This window comes from Desulfitobacterium sp. (assembly GCF_035539115.1).
GTDB lineage: Bacteria > Bacillota > Desulfitobacteriia > Desulfitobacteriales > Desulfitobacteriaceae > Desulfitobacterium_A.
Genome location: NZ_DATLJA010000055.1, coordinates 1 through 18,008, shown reverse-complemented (window position 1 = coordinate 18,008; position 18,008 = coordinate 1). Strand labels below are relative to the sequence as shown.

The window sequence follows — 18,008 nt, the reverse complement described above, 5'->3', positions numbered from 1 at the left end:
TTCCCTCCTCGAAGATTTAAATCAATTAATAGACTTCTAAATTGAGCTTGCCGCCCCTCTCGGAAGGAACGGAGGCTGGATAATCTCCATCAAAACATGCTAGGCAAACCGAACTCCCATCGAGAGCACGAATCAGCCCCTCAGAGGATAGGTAATGCAAAGAATCCGCCCCGATAAACTTCCTAATCCCTTCATTATCGAGTTGAGCGGCAATCAGTTTCTCCCGTTCAGCCGTGTCGATTCCATAATAACAGGGATAAAGAACCGGTGGCGAACTGATCAAAAGATGGACTTCCTTAGCGCCCGCTTTGCGGACCATTTCGACCAGCCTTGAACTGGTCGTTCCTCGGACAATCGAGTCGTCAATCATAACCACTTTTTTTCCTTGCAAAACCCGAGAATTCGCATTTAATTTCAGGCGAACGGCGATTTCGCGCATCTCCTGAGTCGGTTGAATGAAGGTCCGCCCCACATAACGATTCTTCAAGAGTCCCTGTTCAAAGGGAATCCCTGATTCTTGAGAATATCCGAGGGCTGCCGCCATCCCCGAATCCGGAACTGGAATCACGATATCCGCATCGACAGGGTACTCTTTCGCCAATTCAATGCCCATCCGTCTCCGGCTTTCTGTGACATTGATCTGATCGATTGTGCTATCTGGTCGAGCAAAATAGATATATTCAAAAGCACACCCTACACACTTTTGCGCGGGAAGCCCTTGGCGAGCATGTAAGCCCTCTTCATCAATCGTAATGATTTCACCCGGTTCGACATCCCTAACTAATTCTGCCCCAATCGTATCGAGGGCACAACTTTCTGAAGCGAGGCAATACCGACCAGCCACCTTTCCTATACAAAGGGGTCTCAGCCCGTACGGATCCCGCACCCCGATCAGTTTATTTTCCGCGATGATCACTAATGCATACGCTCCCTGCAGGTCAAGCATGGTTTTGATGATGGCATCCTCTAAATTTCCGCGCCGATACCGGGCAATTAATTTAACGATAACTTCACTATCGATGGTCGTCTGAAAAACAACGCCATCCTTACCCAGCTCTTCGCGTAGTTCAAGTGCATTGGTCAAATTCCCATTATGCGCTAAGGCCATCATTCCCTGTTGATAATGGACTACTAAGGGTTGCGCATTGGCGAGTAGACTCGAACCCGTCGTCGAATAGCGGACATGTCCGATTGCCATTTTCCCTTTCAGCTTTTCGATCTGGGGCACCGAGAAAACTTCAGATACGAGTCCCATGCCTTTATGCCCATCGATTTTACGGCCATCAGACACTGCAATTCCAGCACTTTCCTGTCCCCGGTGCTGTAACGCATAGAGTGCATAATAAGTGAGACGGGCTACTTCCAATTCCGGCGCATAAATCCCGAAAACCCCACATTCTTCCTTCGGTTTATCATCTCCAGGTTCCCGCACGACTTTTCCTCCTTCGATTGTTACCCTCTGCCAATAATCTCAGTAATTCTCCTTAGGTCTAACCCAAAATCTCGTTCACGCGGCGATAAACTTCGATATACGCTTCTTCCACCTTACCCAGATCACGACGGAAGCGATCTTTATCCAACTTCTCCTTAGTTTCCTTATCCCAAAAGCGGCAGGTATCTGGAGAAATCTCATCACCAAGGATAACTTTCCCGTCCGCAAGTCCAAATTCAAGTTTGAAGTCCACCACCAAAATTCCAGCTTGGTCCATGATTCTTTGCAACACTTCATTGATTTTGAGACCGAAGGTTTGCACTTCCTTTAATTCCTCAGAAGTCGCCCAGCCCATCGCCAGGGCGTGTGATTCATTGACAAACGGATCGCCTAACGAATCATCTTTATAATAAAGCTCAACGACGGGGCGAGATAAGACGAATCCTTCCTCCACTCCCAAGCGTTTAGCTAAACTCCCGGCAGCGATGTTACGAACAACAACTTCCAAAGGCAGCATCTTGAGTTTCTTGACCAGCATCTCCCGATCGCTGAGAAGCTCAACAAAGTGAGTGAGTATACCAACCTTTTCTAATTCTTTAAATAACAAGGCTGAAAGTTTGTTATTGATAATTCCTTTATCCTCAATTTGACCTTTTTTCTTCCCGTTAAGGGCGGTCGCGTCGTCTTTATAGTCGACAATATAATACTGCTCTTGATCAGTAACAAAAACTTTCTTGGCTTTTCCCTCATATAACATTTCTCTTTTTTCCATCGTTATTATTCTCCCTTCAAAATTAGAGTTTAATTTATTAGAGTTCACATTGAGCTTATTTAAAAGAGTTTGGGTCGTGTAGCTATCAGGGCAATCCCAGGGTATTCTTCTAAGCAAGTTACGAATACAGTAAGCGAAGACTCTACGCGAGCAGTTACCGAGCTTGGGTAGAACTGCGCCTACTTTAGCAGGACGAGTCACACACGAAAGCCTCCGGTGACAAAATTCTCCAGTGGAGATTTTTGGCCAAGCCGCATGCCTCAGAAAATTGCTTACCGGCGCAGGATCGGGTTTCGCCCAAGCCGCCTGTTCAGAAAGTTAGCTCAACGGCGACAGGTCGTGACTCGCCGACCGTGAGCCAAGGATGGCGAATTGGGAAGGTATACCGCAACTTGCAATTAAGCAGTTATGCCCGTAGCTTGGTCTGCGAGCGTACGTCCGAGCGTCTGTAACGTAACTCTGCTTGCAAGAACCTCCGAAACAACCCGGACTTATTTTTTAGAGGAGCCCGACGCGTTTAAAAATCGTATCCACATGTTTCGTGTGATAAGAGTAATCAAACAAGTTCGCAATTTCCTCTTCCGTCAGATATTTCCCGATCTCTGGATCATTTGATACCAAATTTTTAAATGGTTCTTTGGTTTCCCACGCTTCTAAAGCATTGCGCTGTACCCATGCATAAGCCGTTTCCCTGCTCATTCCCTTTTCGATCAGAGAGAGCATAACCCGTTGGGAGAAAATAAGTCCGACGGCTTTATCAATATTGGCTTGCATTTGCTCTGGGAAAACGCGTAACCCTTCAATCAACTTCGTCATCTTCTGGAGCATATAATCGAGAGCAATCGTGCTATCGGGAAGAATTATCCGTTCAGCTGAAGAGTGGGAGATATCCCGTTCATGCCAAAGGGCGACATTTTCTAAAGCCGTCTGCGCATTTCCGCGGATGACCCGGGCCAAACCACAGATGCGTTCTGCCGTGATCGGATTTTTCTTATGGGGCATCGCCGAAGATCCTTTTTGTCCTTTAGCAAAGGGCTCTTCGACCTCATGCACATCAGTCCTCTGTAAGTTCCGGATTTCAGTGGCGATTTTATCAAGGGTAGCGGCAATTCCAGCTAAGGTGGTCATATAAAAGGCGTGCCGATCCCGTTGTAAAATTTGCGTGGATATCGGTGCCGGATTCAAGCCGAGTGATTTACACACCCATTCTTCAACTTCCGGTTCAACGTTTGCAAACGTCCCGACTGCCCCCGAGATTTTACCCACTCGGATCTCCTCACGAGCGAATTCCAGACGTTTCTTTTGGCGTTTAATTTCTTCAAACCATAGCGCAAATTTAAGTCCCATGGTGATCGGTTCAGCATGAATTCCATGTGTTCGTCCCATCATCAAAGTATCCTTATGTTCCAGCGCCCGCTGCCCAAGAACGGCCTCGAGCTTGTCCATTTTAGCCAGCAAAATGTCGCTTGCTTCGACCAATTGCAGCGAAAGTGCAGTATCTAAAACATCCGAAGAAGTCAGCCCAAGATGAACGTACTTCGCTTCATCTCCGATGTTCTCAGCCATATTCGTCAAAAATGCAAGCACATCGTGATGGGTTACTTCTTCAATTTCCTGAACTCTTTCCCAGGAAAAAGATGCCTTTTCACGAATAACCTGAACAGCTTCCCTCGGGATCCTCCCCAATTCAGCCCAACCTTCACAAGCCGCGATTTCGATTTTCTGCCAGAGTTCTAAACGATGCTGGTCTGTCCAAATTTTGCCCATTTCCGGGAGTGTATAGCGTTCAATCACTTCTAAAGCCCCTTCTTTTTCCAGTTTCCTTTATCATTACCCTAAAGCTGAACTTTCACGCGTTTTAAATTCTCGCTTGAATCGCCTGATCTTTGGTTTCAATTTCTGCGGCCATCTTTTGGCGATACGCTTTAAGCGCTTCTTTTAAGCGAGGATCTGTTAATGCCAAAATCTGAATGGCGAGCAGTCCAGCGTTTTTCCCAGCATCAATCCCGACGGTCGCTACAGGTATTCCGGGGGGCATTTGCACGATCGCATATAAGGCATCAACCCCGTTGAGAGCACCACTTTTAATAGGCAGTCCGATGACAGGCAACGTTGTAGCTGCTGCTACAACCCCAGCCAAATGAGCTGCCATTCCGGCTGCTGCAATCAGAACCTGTCCTCCTTGCGCTTCAAATTCATTCACCCAGTTCAACGTTCTCTCTAATGTTCGGTGAGCTGAGGAAACTTTAACCTCAAATGGAACTTCAAATTCCTTAAGAACTTTAATTGTCGCCTCAAGAACATTAAAATCAGAATCACTGCCCATAACAACACCAACCGAGTTCATACCATCAACTCCTTTAACATTTAAGATAAAAAAGAAAAACCCAGGCTCATAATTTCACATAGATTTTGAAAATTCTTTTCAAAAAAGAGTGAGTGAAATTATCCGCCTGGGCTTTTATCCCTTCGGTGTAACCCCTGATCAGGGTTCTGCGCCGCTAGGTCAGGTATCTTTCTGCCCTAGGCGCACTTTCGCTCATAGTCAGGCCATTTACGGCAGCCCGGTAGAAACTTGCAGACCATATCTCCGCGATTATATGAACGCTATGAAATTAGGATGTTCAACGAACTTGAGTTTATTCTATCTTACAATTTGCTAAAGGTCAATGAATTTATCGAACATTTAGTACTTATATTGATTTAACGTTCGATTATGTAAATTGTTGACAGGGATGACCCAAACCATTTAAACGGTCGGCATAGTTATTTTACTGTCCAAGTTTCCGGTTTCAGTTCATGATGCCATAACCCTCAAATAAATTATTCTTTTTTCGAAGATTCTTAAAATGCACTTCAAAAGATGACCCTTTAGAATTCGATTTAATCTGTAGCACGGCATTATGTCTTTCAGCAATACTATTGCAAACAACCAATCCCAGACCTGTTCCCGTTTCCTTAGTTGTGAAGAAGGGCGTGCCTAGTTTATCTATTACCTCTTGCCCTATTCCTGGACCTTCATCCGCCACAATCAGAATTACTTCGTCATGGTCTTGATATATTTTTAAGGTTAAGCAACCACCCTCTGACATGGCTTCTATTCCATTTCGAGTAAGATTCAAAACTAATTGAGTGATTTCCTGTTCATTAAGTAAAATATCTGGGACTTCTCTAAAATCAGTTGATAACTGCATATTTCTATATGTCGTGTCTGCCCGAATAAGCGGCAAGATAGAAGTTAAAACATCCTTGATATTTCTCCACTTCAAAATCGTTGCTTTATTTCGACTAATGGATAAAAACTCCGTTATTATTGAGTTCGCTCTGTCTACTTCACTAATCATGATGTTAAAATATTCAAGATCAACGGGATCATGTTGTTTGTGCATCATCAATTGAAGAAAGCCTTTGATGGACGTTAGCGGATTTCGGATTTCATGCCCAACCGTAGCAGCCATTTTATCAATTAGATTTAAGCGATCTAGCCTTTCCACGGTTTCTAGTGATTTCTTTAACTTTGCTGTCCGTTCTTCAACTATATCCTCGAGATTATGTTTGTAAATTGAATCCCTTTGCATCATCCTAGAAAGGATAATCGAAAGGAAGCTCGCTAAAATGACGACCAATGTTCCATTGATATAATGCCCTTGGAGAAGGTTATTGTCCTTTTGCGTCGTCGTTACATAAATCATAAAGACAACATAGGACTGCAAGTACATAAGAATTGAGTATTTTGGTTTTTGATAGAAAAATACAGCGATAACGAGGCACCCCATAATGTAAATACTGATTTCAGCATGAATGAACTGATCAGTCCAGCCTGACATAAAAGCACACAGATTTATCAAGAACAAAAGAAAGCTATACACATAAAATAGCGAAAGATATTTACGCGTATTCAATTCTGTTTTGAATTCAAAATAAATCACAGTAAAAAACAAAGCAACAAATTCAAGCAACAAATGATTGCTGAAAAGTAAAACATACCCTGGAGTAATCGTCCAAAGCCCTCTTTCTTTATTGAGAAAATCAACAAATAGGAATATTGGAGTACACAAAGTCAAAATTATTGAAACGATATTAACACGTCTGCAATTAATAATATTTAATCTGTCCCAAGCCATTTCTTCGTACTTTTTCAATAAATTTTCGTCTATATCTAAAGTCATTTAGATACTCCTTAAAACAAATTATTCGCCCTTTAATTCACGTCCTCCGCAATCTCTTCTAAACCTTTCTCCAAGAGATACGGGTTCTCTAGATACTTTTTGACGAGTTTGAAGGAATTAGAGAAATACAGTCCGTCACAAATTCGTTCGTCTAAGACGTAACCAATCTCGCAGCATTTTTTGACAACCACGGCATCGTGCTCAACTATCGGCATATTCTTGATCTTGCCTAGCGCGACAAAAATACCAGTAGTACCAAAATCATAGAGGTGGTGGTAGATAAAGTCAAGATTGATAGACTTAAGATAGGTAAAGAACAGCGTAGTATGAAATGGGCTGGCTTTGATAATCGCACGCGGCAGTATATTGTGCCTATCCATCCCTTTCAGGGCCCCGACGAGTAGCTTAACCAGTCCATTAGGTAATGACATGATTATGTCAGCAAGCTTATCCACCGCGTTCACTGTACCAGCCGGCGTGCTTTCAGCAATAACGTAGTTGACGATGTTATTCACTTCGAAAATATCTTCTCGCCCCGTAAAGACAAATTTAACGGTCGTCTCTTCACCTTCGTCGTTGAGCGATCGTTTGACAGCCATGGAGATATAAATGCCATTTCTCGCATAGAGCCGGTTGTTCATGACGAAGCGGTTAAGCTGAGGCCTCTGGGCAAGGAGGCGTACATATATTGCAATGAACAGGTGCATGTAGGTAAGCTTGACGCCCTGCTCCAGCTTCTTTTTGATATAGGCGTCTATGCTGTCTGTGACAAAGGTCTGCTTGCTAAAAAGCTGTGCATCGCTACGCCTGGTCATGATGTGAGGGATTATCTTCACAAATGGACTTATCGATTTCAGTTGTCTCCCGTCACTTCGACTCATTGTTATCTCCTCGATTCCTTCTTCTACAGAGCATACCTATTTTCTCCACGCGAGTTATAGAGCTGTTCATTATTCAAAATTCTCTCTCCACAGGTAAGCATTTCTTCATCCGTATAATTAAAGCCAGTCACGGCGTTAACGAGCTCAGTATAATCGGATAATTCAAGGGCTGAAGAAGAAAAGAGACACAGCCCGGCAGAGTCAATAACGGTCGTTAGCTCTGAGTCTTGATCGTGACTACCTCCAGCGTTAGAAGCAGAACGTTTTTCCTTTTTTGCAGTCATCGAAAGTTTCACAGCGCCAAAAGTATCTGCTAAGTGCTTGGATCCCAAAGCCATTATTGCCCCTAGTCCTTCACCATAGGCAATCTTACGAACCCACTCCAGTAATCCATTAGCATTGCCAAACTCTAACGGAACCCCCTCTAAGTCATCGGGTTTGATGAAGCCCTGTTGGCATAATTTCATACCCGTCGCGATAGTCTTGCCTACAGCGATCGTGTCTAGTCCGTAATTGTCGCAGAGATCCATCGCTTGATAAATCACGTCATGATCTTGGATACCACAGTTTGAAGTAAAGACCCGAACGGTTTTATCTTCCGATTTAGTGCTTGGCAATAAACATTTTATCCTCTGGGGATAACGCATCGACATTGGCTGGCACTTCATCGATAAACATTTTCCCAGCCAGACCACGTCCACTTAAGTATTTTTTCGCAAGTTCCATGTCGAGTGCTTCAGTTTGGGTTCTTTTCTCTGTTAGATTAATCCTTAGAATTTTCCCACATATCCACCCATTGGTCTACCCCCTTATTCCACAACCCTTGCTGACACCTATTACGACATCTCATTGATTCCGCTCTTTAGTCGTTCGTCCTTGGAATATACCGTAAGATGGTTGCCCCGGACATAGCCGACAAGGGTGACATCTAAATCTCGTGCCAACGATATCGCTCTTTCAGTCGGTGAAGTAAGTGAGGCTACGATCGTAATCTGCATTTTTACAGCTTTCCTTAGCATTTCTGAAGAAATTCTACCCGTGGTAATCAAAATCTTATCCTTTAGCGAGATTTTGCGGAACGCGCATTCCCCTAAAAAAATTCAGTTTATTGGGTGTACAGAGGATCGTTACAAACTCCTAACCATTGATATTAATCGTTAGAGGCCTCTCTTGGGGTACGGAAATAGTAACCTCCTGCCATTGACCATCCACGTATTTTTGAGTTTTGATCCCTGTTGTAAGACCTGCCGTTCCATCTAATAATTCCTCTTCCAATCTTTCCACTCCTCTTACCTAATACAACGCAAACACCTCTGTGCAGAATCATTATACAGCCAATACCGCATGTCAGATTTAGACAGAGGCTTCATCCACAATTTCTATACTTTGTCTTTATTATAAACAGGCTTAAGGAATTGTGTCAATTCATAGCACAAAGTACAAGAAATACCTTTTTAAGTGAACCTTGAAGATTGGCTTCTTGTATAATTATTAACAAAGTGGCCAAAAAAAAGTGGTTTTGGTTTCCGTAAAACATCACGGAAATCAAACCACCACTTTTCAAACTATCTAAGCTAAAATCCTTAAACCCCAGGCGTTACATGACTTCCTTTATTCCCACTCAATTCTATATGCCTTCTCATCTGTGTTTTAGGGTATCTTAGAACAAAATTATTATTCCTATTATTAGTTTTGTTCCATTTTCTTTTGACACATAAAAATATTGGAGTCAAATTGGATTCATATAACATTATTAGCTTTTCATAACACCCGGCGGCATGGCAAATAACGTTTCGATTTCCGACGTCGCCCCGCCTTAAATAGCACTTATCTTAGGCGGAGGGATGTGGTGCCTGAACCTTCCCGAAACTTTCCACATCTGGCACCCTTGCGAAAATCTATTATTATGCGCCGTAACGATGCCCCATATACAACTATAACTTTTGATTTTTAAGTGACGCCAAAAAGTTGCATATGTACCGAATATACCCTTTAACGCAAATCCTACGAAAGTCTCTATAAGTCAAATTAATCTCATAAATTCTCTCGTTCTTCTGTTTAAGCTTGAACTCTTGATAAGTTTCCGCAAAAACTAAACTATTAATTAATGAAATACCATCTCCATCAGGAAAATGGAACTCCCAAAAATTGCCTTCATGAACAAACATATTTCTTACTTCATTGATAATCTTGGCAAATGTTTGAATATCAATCTCTGTATTGAAACTACCGTCAATTTCCTCGGCAATTCTATGTTCATAGTCCTCATAAGACTCATTTTCTTCCCTGAAAATATTGAATCGTTTGTCAGCAAGGCTTCGCTTTACATTTCTAAGAATAAATTCCCTATCTTCTCGACATATTATGTTTTCGAAAAAATCTATTACCACACTCATTTTACTTTGTTTTTCTTCTGGATTAGCTAGCTTGTATAATGATTCAATGCACACTACTAGAAAGAAAATCTTCAGCCCATCCTTACCCTTTCTTATCTGTTCAATGTCATCAGCAAGGGTAACAAGCCACTCAACTATGTTAACCATTCTTCGTGGGATGTTAGTATCTTCATAGTAAAGAGCCTCCCTTAAGAAACTTTCCAATTCCGAAAAGTTCTCAGAAAATTCCTGGTAAAACTGAAGAAGTTCTGGGAGTAATTGCTCATTACTTTCAATCTGAATGAACTTCCCATATAACTCCACCTGAATATTCTCTTTATTCGATTCGATTATATTATCAAGATAATCACGCGAAACCCCTAGCTTAACAGCCATATATTCGCGCGTTATATTTAGATCTTCTAATACCTTCCCTAAATCGAACATATCACGACTACATCCTTCCATATCATTATGGCATATAACGTCCGCGAATCTCCGAAGCGTCATAACACATGCATCAAGCAAAGTTTTGGAGATTCGCTGTTAGGCGAAGTATCCACCTTATAAGAAATACTTGGGAAACTGGTGCTTCGTCGGAAAGATATAAGTGTGTGAAATAGATGGCATTATCCTTGGTGAATTAAACACTTACTGTTACATGGTTAACACAGGTTGCAAACCAGTAGCAATGATGTCTTTGCAAAATAGATATATTGATAATGCAAAACAAATAGTTGAAAATCGAAATAATCTTAAATCCTACTCTGAATTCCTATATGAAGGTTGGTCAACTATCTATATTTACAAGCATGATTATTTGCTTGAAGTTTTAAAAAGTTCGCCCAATGAGCCAGAAACAGTTTACGATCATTGGATTTTAGGTAAAATGTTTGGTTACTCAGACGAAGAAATTGGTCAATTCATTAAGTCAAAACCTATTTCGTAAATTCTGTTTTACTGCATTTAGGGCATGGTGGTAAAGTGTCGGTAGAATCATCTAATGTGACGGTTGTTCCACAATTCTTACATGTATATGTTCCCTTACCTGGTTTTTCTCCTGTTGTATAAGTCATATATTACACCTCCTTCCAACATGGAATATATAATATTTTCCACTTCATGAAGGATTCTCCTCTATTCTGTCGAAATTGTTTGATAGATTGGAGGAGATAGTAAAATTGGACGTCAGACTTGATAGGGTTCAGCTTTATTTAGATTGGTTAAAAACAAAAATATTTCTAGATAATCAGGCAAATAGTGCCGCAAAACGAAAAGTTAAGCGAGGCAACGTTTATCATTGCTATTTAGGTAGAGGCATTGGGAGTGAGGAAGAGAAAATACGCCCCTGTGTTATTCTCCAAGGATTTGACGGAAATATGAATTCTCCTAATACAATAGTTGCACCGATAACACATACTACATCAACTTTAGACGTAGTTGTTCCAATAAGTACTCAATATAATCCAGATGGTAGTATACTTCTAGATGGGAATGTTTTATTGGGTAATATTGTTACAGTAAGCAAAGCTAGACTTGGTGATTTTGTCACCACCCTACCAATATCGGAAATGAAGCAAGTTGATATAGCTTTAGCAAAATCCATAGATATTCATAAAAATATTGTAAAATTAGAAAATGTTATAAAAGATAAAGATATTTATATTGGGAAACTTATTGAGCAAAGAGATAACCTACTACGCCAAATAGACGAATTAGTCAATACTAAAAAAGAAAATGATCAATAGATATTGACAGATAACTTAATACATGATATTAATTAACTACAAAAAGATTTGTCACGAGTGGGCAGATTATACTTTTATTCAAAAATGGGAGTCACGAGTGGGCTCCCTTTATCCTTTAAAGACTCCTCAAAACGAGGGGTCTTTTCTCGTTCCAGCAGGAACATTTTTCCCTTTGCCGAACGTTAAAGGTAAAAGGGGTGATTGTTAATATGAAAAGAGATATGGAGTTAATTCGTAAGATCTTAATTGAAATAGAAAAGCAATATATAGATGTAGCATTATACAATTTGAAAGTTGAAGAATATGATCTCAAAACTGTTACTTATCATTGTAAAATTCTATATGAAGCTGGGTTAATTAGTGATTATAGTGGATTTTATGCCGATGATGAGTTATATAGTTTTGGAGTAGGTTCTTTAACGTGGGAAGGGCATGAATTTTTAGATAAGATTCGTGAAGATAAGATTTGGAATAAAACGAAACAAGTTATGAAGGATAAAGGAATTCCATTTATTTTAGATGCAGTAAAAGAAATAGCTACATCTGTAGTAGATGGAATGATACAAGGAGCAATCAAGGGAATGATTTAATAAGTTAAAAACAAACTGGAGGGCAAAGTCCCTCCTATTTTAATTTATGGAGATAAGTAACAGGTCGATGGGCTGAAGAAGAGGCTAACGAAAAAATGAGAAAAGATATAGCCAAATTAAGAGAAATGAAGGAGTATGAATTTCATAAAAAGTATTAACCATGAACGGTCAAGTATACGCGTAGAGGATTATGTTGTGGGTTATCCATACATAGATAACGATGTTATTTATGCTACATGCTTTCATTATGTATATCCGATAAAGTAAATTATAAGTTGTTTTTAAAATCAGGTCACCATATTTTCCTATAGAATTGGTGGTTACCTTTTCTAAAATGACTTTTTGTTCTACTTAATTTGTTCAAATTGACTTAAAAAATCACTCAAGATTGAGTGATTTTTTAAGTCTTGTTTGGCCCCAAAAACTATATTAATTTTTTATAAAAATATAACTTTTTGAACCTCAAAACGGAGCGGCTTGTAATCTAAGAAGGAGTCTCTTTTCATAATCATTTGGATTGGCTGTTTTGTGCTTTTTGTCCTTGATTATCTGGCTTAGATTCAGTTAATGTTTGGTTATCAATTAACCATTTTTCGTTGACTTTTTTCATAAAATATTGACCATGATAATCGTGTAAACTGTTACCATTTTTTGTTTGAATAGAAACTAGAAATTCTGATAAGATTGTCATTGAATTATCCGATGTTACAGTTACATGCCCGATAGTCACCTTGGTTGTTCTATTCATGGCTTGACTATCCTTCATCTTTTTTAACCCAGCTGGGTAGGTTGCCATTACCTGTTGTTGTGCTCCATCGGTAAGGTAAGTTAAAAAAGTAGGTTTATCAGGCATCGTTTTATAGTCCACATTATATTCAGCTTCAATTTCTTTTTGTACGGTGTCGCGGGCCGCTATGATTTCATCGTCACTTAATTTCTTTGTTACACCCGGTTCATACTTTACTAAACTATCCAGAGATGGAAGTTGATCAGTCGATCCACTTTTACTATTATCTTGAGTTTGGGCTTGTGTTTGAGCTTGGTTTGTTCCACATCCACTAAGTAATAATAGACCAATTCCTATGATTACTAAGACCGATATTGCCTTTTTAGATTTTACCATCTTTTTGAAGCCTCCCAAAAATTTTGATGGTTAATAGTTCAATAAAAACGTTTAAAAACCTCTGGATAATTAAGGAAGCTGAAAGCTAAGATTCTAAAAAAAATCTATCTACATTTAGCCTTAAGGGGATACCAGTTGCCTGGTTCTCCTTCTGCGTACTATAACAAGGGTATTACCAGCACCGAAACTGCCTAGATTAAGGTTGAGCTGGTGACGTGACGTTTATCTATACAAAGAAAGAGCAACCTTGATTTTTTGTAGGTTGCTCTAGAAATATTACTTGTGATAGCGTAAATTATCTTTCTTCGTGTGATTTGGATATGTTCGTTTGTAAGGAGCCACTTTAGTCCCGGCCTTTTTAGTATAACCAGTAATTATGTGCGTTGGCCCGTGGTTCGGGTTAACATACTTAGATGTATGGGACACGCGGGTTACATGGTTTACACGCGATGAGCCACGTGCTTCGGCAACACTGGTCATTCCAAAAAGAAGAACAAATGCAAGGGATAGAGAAACTAAAATTTTACCATGCCTCATTGGAAATAGCCTCCTTTCTTTAACAATTTGTAAATATTTTATATATCTTCGCCAATTAGCATAACTTTCCCTTTTTGAATCCTATAATTAACACTATGACAAATTAACCCGAAGCATAAACGCCATTTTCAGGCATTTAGCCTACTGACGCGTGGTTAAGGTGTCTACCCGACCGCAAAAAAACTATGTTTCAAGTGAAATAGCCGAACTCTTTGTAGCTCCGTTTTACGTTCATTTTCTAAGCACTCCATTTATATCATTTCTGTCATTGTCTATTCCTTGTAGACATAAAGAATTTTCTCCGTACCCCCTTTCAAAAAAAACAGGTCATGTCATATGCTGTAACCTTGGTGAACAATTCTTTCCTTCACATTTAATTTCAGCTTCCCATTATCCTACTTTCTGTACTATAACCTAGGTTTGTTTGAACTTCCCATTATTAGCCTAACTGGTATATAGATAGTAGTAAGATACTTAATCTAACATAGACAATCCATTAATCTAATAATTTTATTTCTGCAGTTAATTCTATTGACATCCCTCCATGAAGATAAATATTACTTACGGAAGCAATATCTTTTAATGAGCCAATTTCAATCGGTTTCTCTAGAATCCTTCTAATTCTTATATCATCGGTATTAATGATAATCCTTGCTTCGCTCTGTGATTCAAATCGTTTGTCTTTAATTCCTAATTCCATAGGCGACTTCTGACCAAAGTCCCACCAACTAGACTGACCAAATTTTTCATAATCAAAATATTGAACCGGTGTAATAATTATTTCTTCTCTTTTTAATCCAAGCGCCATAAGTGCCATAAGTGCCATAAGTGCCATAAGTGCCATGACGATTCTATGTTCAAACTCCTTATATTCTTGAACAAAAATAACTGCAGGCCTATCCTTTTGATCTAATTTTTCTACTTCACGAGGCTCCAAATTGTCCATAAAATCTCTAAAGTATGATGCTGGTACCGTTGCTGTTAACTTATGTTTTCCTTCTTTGTTTGGACATTTAAACATATTTTCCTTCAGTATATAAAAGCAAAAACATGGTAATCCCATATCTCGAGCTCTTTTTAAGTAAACACGTTGGCCAATTGGAACACGCATCAAATCAGAGTAATGCTTATATTTTTCATTCAATTCTTTTGCGTGCTCAATGTCTAGCATATGAAATGTTGCTATTGTTCCTTCTAATTTGTCTCCTCGACCCTCCCCTTTTTCAAAAGCACATTTAACCCAAGAATCTGGCGTATTAAATTTAATTTCGCCTTTGCTTAAAAAAGTCTCAGCATATTTTTCGGTAGTGCAGCGGAAGACCCCAAAAAAGTTTTCCGGGTTTGCCCATTCTCCTTCTTCCATTCCAATATACAACCCTTTCTTAGGTTATCTGATAGCAGCGGCTTTGCCGTGTATTAATTCTTCAATTATTATTTCTAAGAGACTGTAATAAAATCACATCAATGACCAGCAAACTTTTCGAAAGATTTATCTATAACCTTATCATTCCTACCAATTACCATTGATAATAGGAGACGCCATCCCTTACAACAGGTTGTTTAATGTAGCCATTACCTTCGACGATAAATTCGCCATTGCCAGATCGCGCACCACCGAAAACACCTCTTAAAATCACTTTCCCATTATTATTTAGTGTTCCAGCAAGTTTTCCTGTTTCTTCAATTACCAACTTACTACCTCACGCTAAGGAAGTCGTTCCCTCTATAACACCTTGAACAGTTACACAACCACCAACATCTACAGAAACAGTACCCTTTTGTTTACCTACTATTTCAGCGATTACACCCGCTTGAATATCAAGAGTGCCTTTAAGTGTTCCTAACAAGGTAAATTTTCCCGATTCAACATGGATAGTTCCATTGTGCTCACCCATTAACGTATAATCTTCTTTGACAACAAGAGGAGATACAAGTCTTCCGTCAATGTAATCATCATTGTATTTCATACTACAAACTCCCTTTAACCTTTATTTGTCTAATATAAGTGAATCTCAACTTCGTATTATAGACACAATAACTACAAAGCAATTCCCCAACATTATTAAAATACTTCCTAACAAATAATAATGTGTCAATATTTTTCTTTAGTTGTCTAATTATTTCACAACTTTACCACGAAGTAAGGGGAAACCTGTAACTATATAGAAAAAAATAAAAGGCCCCTACTGTAATAGTAAGGTCTTAACGTTCTCCAACTAACTCGTGTATTAAATCATCCATAGTTAATAAAATCGAATCGTAATATTCACTATTGAGTATTCTGATGGCTTTGAGCCAGTGAATCCGATTCGCAGGACCATGTAATCCGAGGACGAGAGCCATTGGGTTTCAAAAGAGAATCCGGTATAGAGAGCCACTGTGTAAGTATTACCACCTCGTTTGTTAGGGTTGTGGACAGTGCCAGCCTGGGGAAAAGCCCTATGAGGTCAAGCTTGAAAGAGCTTTACCCCAGGCCTTGGACAAGTCTAATCATGGAATTCTTTGGGGTTGACTTGCCCACACTGCCCACAACCCCGACTACTGCATGGGGTCATTTCTAATACTGCGCACACCCTATTATAGATATTGTGTTTTAGGTTCTTGGACTTGTACCCGTAAAAATAGACCTATTTTCTCCGTTTGACTGGCCTTAAGTATAAAGTATTGATGGAATCATTTAATCGAAATACTCAGTTGGCTCCCACCATCAACTTAATGGCTCTATGTAAGAGATTAAGTGGTTCTATTTCAGGAGATTAGGTGGCTCTGGAATCCCGTAATATTCACCTGAAGTTTCGCACCCAGTAAAATAGCCAAAATTTTAGCATAAAAGAGAGTGGTAAAAACAATAAAATCCGCATGAACACTGGGTTTTTGGTATAATTAAGTGTCAAGCCAAATCAACCAAAAACGAGGTGTTAACATGCGGAAATCTATCAATGAAATCGAAAACGTCCTCAAAAATCATGGTTATTCAATTAACAATATTATATTTGATGTTATGAAAACCTTCAAGCTCAAAAAACTTTGTCGTAAGGTGGGCTTTCAGAAGCAAGAGGGTTACAGTGCTTCTGAAATTATTACGCTCTTACTAACTTTTCCCTTAATGCTGCTGAGGAGTGTCAATGCTTTCTACAAGAGTGAATTTCAAAAGGTCACTGCGATGAAAAAGGATGCGATCTACCGCCTAAAGAATAATGAGAAGATGCCCTGGAGAGCGTTGTTACTGGCGTTTGCTAAACAATTTCAACAATTGGTCAATCCTAAAAAAGATATTGCAGACAACTCAGCCTTTGTTATAGACGATACAACCGAATCCAAGACAGGCCGGAGAATCGAACAAATTTCCTGGGTGTATGACCATGTCGCGGGGCGTCAAGGCAATAAACTGGGCTTCAAGAATTTAACTCTTGGTTTCTTCGACGGAAAAAGTTTTAATCCATTGGATTTCAGTTTACATGCAGAAAAGCCGTTGAAGAAAGCGAGACACCGTAAAGAGCAGTATAAGAAAGAGCGGAATCCCCAATCTTCTGGGGTGAAACGGATCAGGGAATGTCATGTCAGTAAAATTACGAACGGTCTCAATATGCTGAAACGGGCTGTCAAACAGGGATTCCGGGCTAAATATGTACTTGTGGACAGTTGGTTCAGTAGCCACGAGTTCATTCAAGCGGTTCGTGGGCTGGGTAAAGAACCGATGCATATCATTTGTGGGGTTCGAAAAGACCTGCGGAAATACACCTACAAAGGGAATTTCCTTGATGCGAAGCAATTGCTTACAGTCTTGAAGAGTGAGGGGAAAGAAAAACGCTGCCGCAAGCGGAATACTCGGTACTTCGAAGTCATTGTCGATTACGAAGGAATAGGAAAGGTCAAGCTGTATTTTTGCCGTTTTCCCTATCAAAAAAGATGGCGGCTGTTTCTCTCGACCGATACATCTCTTGGGTTATTGAGTATGATGGAGATTTACTGTATACGTTGGACTATAGAAGTATTTTTTAAGGAAGCTAAGCAGTATTTGAAATTGGGGACCTGTCAATCGAGGGATTTCGATGCTCAGATTGCCCATGTAACAACCTGTTATCTTCTTTATATCCTTCTGGCTTATTTCCGCCGGGTGAACGCTTATGAGTCCTTAGACGGGCTATTTGCCGAAATTAAAGACGAATTGATCGAAAAAAATCTAGCTGAGCGATTATGGGAGATATTCGAGGAATTGCTGCAAGTGGTGATCAATGGTATCGCCAAGTCCGGTTTTGTGGACATTTTGGAATTTAAGAATTCCGAGGAATATCGGTACTTAAAAGAACTTTTCGAGAACTCATTCTTACATAATCAACTCAAAGACGTTGAAAGAGCTGGCTAAACGTCAATTGTGAAA

At 39.8% G+C, this 18,008-nt stretch carries 22 protein-coding genes and 1 riboswitch; of the genes, 5 read left to right on the top strand and 17 right to left on the bottom strand.

Annotated features, from left to right (window positions below):
* Positions 1 to 25: 25 nt before the first annotated feature.
* Positions 26 to 1,432, bottom strand: a complete 1,407-nt coding sequence (gene purF, locus VM640_RS10105) for an amidophosphoribosyltransferase (protein ID WP_325391810.1) — start codon at positions 1,430 to 1,432, stop codon at positions 26 to 28.
* Between the two features lie 58 nt (positions 1,433 to 1,490).
* Positions 1,491 to 2,204, bottom strand: a complete 714-nt coding sequence (gene purC / locus VM640_RS10100) for a phosphoribosylaminoimidazolesuccinocarboxamide synthase (protein WP_325391809.1) — start codon at positions 2,202 to 2,204, stop codon at positions 1,491 to 1,493.
* 242 nt (positions 2,205 to 2,446) lie between these two features.
* Here purC and VM640_RS10095 point away from each other — a divergent pair, with 242 nt between their 5' ends.
* Positions 2,447 to 2,656 carry a hypothetical protein gene (locus VM640_RS10095; protein ID WP_325391807.1) on the top strand — a complete coding sequence of 70 codons (210 nt, stop codon included), beginning with the start codon at positions 2,447 to 2,449 and terminating at the stop codon, positions 2,654 to 2,656.
* A gap of 46 nt (positions 2,657 to 2,702) precedes the next feature.
* Here the strand turns inward: VM640_RS10095 and purB are convergent, their stop codons facing one another.
* The 9 genes from purB to VM640_RS10050 form a co-directional block, all read right to left on the bottom strand.
* Positions 2,703 to 3,998, bottom strand: a complete 1,296-nt coding sequence (gene purB / locus VM640_RS10090; RefSeq protein ID WP_325391805.1) for an adenylosuccinate lyase — start codon at positions 3,996 to 3,998, stop codon at positions 2,703 to 2,705.
* A gap of 64 nt (positions 3,999 to 4,062) precedes the next feature.
* On the bottom strand, positions 4,063 to 4,551 hold the full coding sequence (gene purE, locus VM640_RS10085) for a 5-(carboxyamino)imidazole ribonucleotide mutase (RefSeq protein WP_325391803.1): 489 nt from the start codon (positions 4,549 to 4,551) through the stop codon (positions 4,063 to 4,065).
* Between the two features lie 175 nt (positions 4,552 to 4,726).
* Positions 4,727 to 4,828: riboswitch (purine riboswitch) on the bottom strand.
* Between the two features lie 168 nt (positions 4,829 to 4,996).
* Positions 4,997 to 6,373: an ATP-binding protein gene (locus VM640_RS10080; protein ID WP_325391801.1), complete on the bottom strand. Its 1,377-nt coding sequence runs from the start codon at positions 6,371 to 6,373 to the stop codon at positions 4,997 to 4,999.
* A gap of 32 nt (positions 6,374 to 6,405) precedes the next feature.
* The gene (locus VM640_RS10075) at positions 6,406 to 7,188 is read right to left on the bottom strand and encodes a 2-oxo acid dehydrogenase subunit E2 (RefSeq protein WP_325391799.1); all 783 of its coding nucleotides are present in this window, start codon (positions 7,186 to 7,188) and stop codon (positions 6,406 to 6,408) included.
* 89 nt (positions 7,189 to 7,277) lie between these two features.
* On the bottom strand, positions 7,278 to 7,871 hold the full coding sequence (locus VM640_RS10070) for an aldehyde ferredoxin oxidoreductase C-terminal domain-containing protein (RefSeq protein ID WP_325391797.1): 594 nt from the start codon (positions 7,869 to 7,871) through the stop codon (positions 7,278 to 7,280).
* A complete protein-coding gene (locus VM640_RS10065) occupies positions 7,858 to 7,980 on the bottom strand; it encodes an aldehyde ferredoxin oxidoreductase N-terminal domain-containing protein (RefSeq protein WP_325391795.1) in 123 nt (40 codons plus the stop codon). The genes VM640_RS10070 and VM640_RS10065 overlap by 14 nt, the downstream gene beginning before the upstream one ends.
* Before the next feature lie 110 nt (positions 7,981 to 8,090).
* Positions 8,091 to 8,354, bottom strand: coding sequence for a formate dehydrogenase accessory sulfurtransferase FdhD (locus VM640_RS10060; RefSeq protein WP_325391842.1), 264 nt, complete (start codon positions 8,352 to 8,354; stop codon positions 8,091 to 8,093).
* A 37-nt stretch (positions 8,355 to 8,391) separates the two neighbouring features.
* Positions 8,392 to 8,529: a hypothetical protein gene (locus VM640_RS10055; RefSeq protein ID WP_325391793.1), complete on the bottom strand. Its 138-nt coding sequence runs from the start codon at positions 8,527 to 8,529 to the stop codon at positions 8,392 to 8,394.
* A 659-nt stretch (positions 8,530 to 9,188) separates the two neighbouring features.
* A complete protein-coding gene (locus VM640_RS10050; RefSeq protein ID WP_325391791.1) occupies positions 9,189 to 10,076 on the bottom strand; it encodes a hypothetical protein in 888 nt (295 codons plus the stop codon).
* A gap of 163 nt (positions 10,077 to 10,239) precedes the next feature.
* On the opposite strand from VM640_RS10050, the gene VM640_RS10045 reads away from it, so the two are divergent.
* Positions 10,240 to 10,578: a hypothetical protein gene (locus VM640_RS10045; protein WP_325391789.1), complete on the top strand. Its 339-nt coding sequence runs from the start codon at positions 10,240 to 10,242 to the stop codon at positions 10,576 to 10,578.
* On the opposite strand, the gene VM640_RS10040 is transcribed toward VM640_RS10045, so the two are convergent.
* Positions 10,568 to 10,705 (bottom strand): zinc ribbon-containing protein, encoded by a 138-nt coding sequence (locus VM640_RS10040; RefSeq protein WP_325391787.1) that lies wholly within the window; start codon positions 10,703 to 10,705, stop codon positions 10,568 to 10,570. The two genes, VM640_RS10045 and VM640_RS10040, sit on opposite strands and share 11 nt — an antisense overlap.
* 105 nt (positions 10,706 to 10,810) lie before the next feature.
* Between VM640_RS10040 and VM640_RS10035 the strand changes: the two genes are divergently transcribed.
* Both VM640_RS10035 and VM640_RS10030 read left to right on the top strand, forming a co-directional pair.
* A complete protein-coding gene (locus VM640_RS10035; RefSeq protein ID WP_325391785.1) occupies positions 10,811 to 11,377 on the top strand; it encodes a type II toxin-antitoxin system PemK/MazF family toxin in 567 nt (188 codons plus the stop codon).
* A gap of 209 nt (positions 11,378 to 11,586) precedes the next feature.
* A complete protein-coding gene (locus VM640_RS10030) occupies positions 11,587 to 11,967 on the top strand; it encodes a DUF2513 domain-containing protein (RefSeq protein ID WP_325391783.1) in 381 nt (126 codons plus the stop codon).
* A 508-nt stretch (positions 11,968 to 12,475) separates the two neighbouring features.
* On the opposite strand, the gene VM640_RS10025 is transcribed toward VM640_RS10030, so the two are convergent.
* From VM640_RS10025 to VM640_RS10005, 5 genes are all read right to left on the bottom strand, one after another.
* The gene (locus tag VM640_RS10025; protein WP_325391781.1) at positions 12,476 to 13,090 is read right to left on the bottom strand and encodes a hypothetical protein; all 615 of its coding nucleotides are present in this window, start codon (positions 13,088 to 13,090) and stop codon (positions 12,476 to 12,478) included.
* A gap of 276 nt (positions 13,091 to 13,366) precedes the next feature.
* Positions 13,367 to 13,627: a hypothetical protein gene (locus VM640_RS10020; RefSeq protein ID WP_325391779.1), complete on the bottom strand. Its 261-nt coding sequence runs from the start codon at positions 13,625 to 13,627 to the stop codon at positions 13,367 to 13,369.
* A gap of 496 nt (positions 13,628 to 14,123) precedes the next feature.
* Positions 14,124 to 14,990 (bottom strand): hypothetical protein, encoded by an 867-nt coding sequence (locus tag VM640_RS10015; RefSeq protein ID WP_325391777.1) that lies wholly within the window; start codon positions 14,988 to 14,990, stop codon positions 14,124 to 14,126.
* A 154-nt stretch (positions 14,991 to 15,144) separates the two neighbouring features.
* Positions 15,145 to 15,318, bottom strand: a complete 174-nt coding sequence (locus VM640_RS10010; protein ID WP_325391775.1) for a hypothetical protein — start codon at positions 15,316 to 15,318, stop codon at positions 15,145 to 15,147.
* A 9-nt stretch (positions 15,319 to 15,327) separates the two neighbouring features.
* Positions 15,328 to 15,594, bottom strand: a complete 267-nt coding sequence (locus VM640_RS10005) for a hypothetical protein (protein ID WP_325391773.1) — start codon at positions 15,592 to 15,594, stop codon at positions 15,328 to 15,330.
* 956 nt (positions 15,595 to 16,550) lie between these two features.
* Here VM640_RS10005 and VM640_RS10000 point away from each other — a divergent pair.
* Complete coding sequence (locus tag VM640_RS10000) at positions 16,551 to 17,993, top strand: IS4 family transposase (RefSeq protein WP_325391771.1); 1,443 nt, start codon at positions 16,551 to 16,553, stop codon at positions 17,991 to 17,993.
* Positions 17,994 to 18,008: the final 15 nt, after the last annotated feature.

Bases quoted from the DNA above. Each gene is read 5' to 3' on its own strand.
- VM640_RS10030 (WP_325391783.1), top strand. From the start codon at position 11,587: ATGAAAAGAGATATGGAGTTAATTCGTAAGATCTTAATTGAAATAGAA.
- VM640_RS10005 (WP_325391773.1), bottom strand. From the start codon at position 15,594: ATGAAATACAATGATGATTACATTGACGGAAGACTTGTATCTCCTCTT.
- VM640_RS10040 (WP_325391787.1), bottom strand. From the start codon at position 10,705: ATGACTTATACAACAGGAGAAAAACCAGGTAAGGGAACATATACATGT.
- VM640_RS10025 (WP_325391781.1), bottom strand. From the start codon at position 13,090: ATGGTAAAATCTAAAAAGGCAATATCGGTCTTAGTAATCATAGGAATT.
- VM640_RS10015 (WP_325391777.1), bottom strand. From the start codon at position 14,990: ATGGAAGAAGGAGAATGGGCAAACCCGGAAAACTTTTTTGGGGTCTTC.
- VM640_RS10020 (WP_325391779.1), bottom strand. From the start codon at position 13,627: ATGAGGCATGGTAAAATTTTAGTTTCTCTATCCCTTGCATTTGTTCTT.
- VM640_RS10065 (WP_325391795.1), bottom strand. From the start codon at position 7,980: ATGGAACTTGCGAAAAAATACTTAAGTGGACGTGGTCTGGCTGGGAAA.
- VM640_RS10050 (WP_325391791.1), bottom strand. From the start codon at position 10,076: ATGTTCGATTTAGGGAAGGTATTAGAAGATCTAAATATAACGCGCGAA.
- VM640_RS10000 (WP_325391771.1), top strand. From the start codon at position 16,551: ATGCGGAAATCTATCAATGAAATCGAAAACGTCCTCAAAAATCATGGT.
- VM640_RS10075 (WP_325391799.1), bottom strand. From the start codon at position 7,188: ATGACCAGGCGTAGCGATGCACAGCTTTTTAGCAAGCAGACCTTTGTC.
- purE (WP_325391803.1), bottom strand. From the start codon at position 4,551: ATGAACTCGGTTGGTGTTGTTATGGGCAGTGATTCTGATTTTAATGTT.
- purC (WP_325391809.1), bottom strand. From the start codon at position 2,204: ATGGAAAAAAGAGAAATGTTATATGAGGGAAAAGCCAAGAAAGTTTTT.
- VM640_RS10080 (WP_325391801.1), bottom strand. From the start codon at position 6,373: ATGACTTTAGATATAGACGAAAATTTATTGAAAAAGTACGAAGAAATG.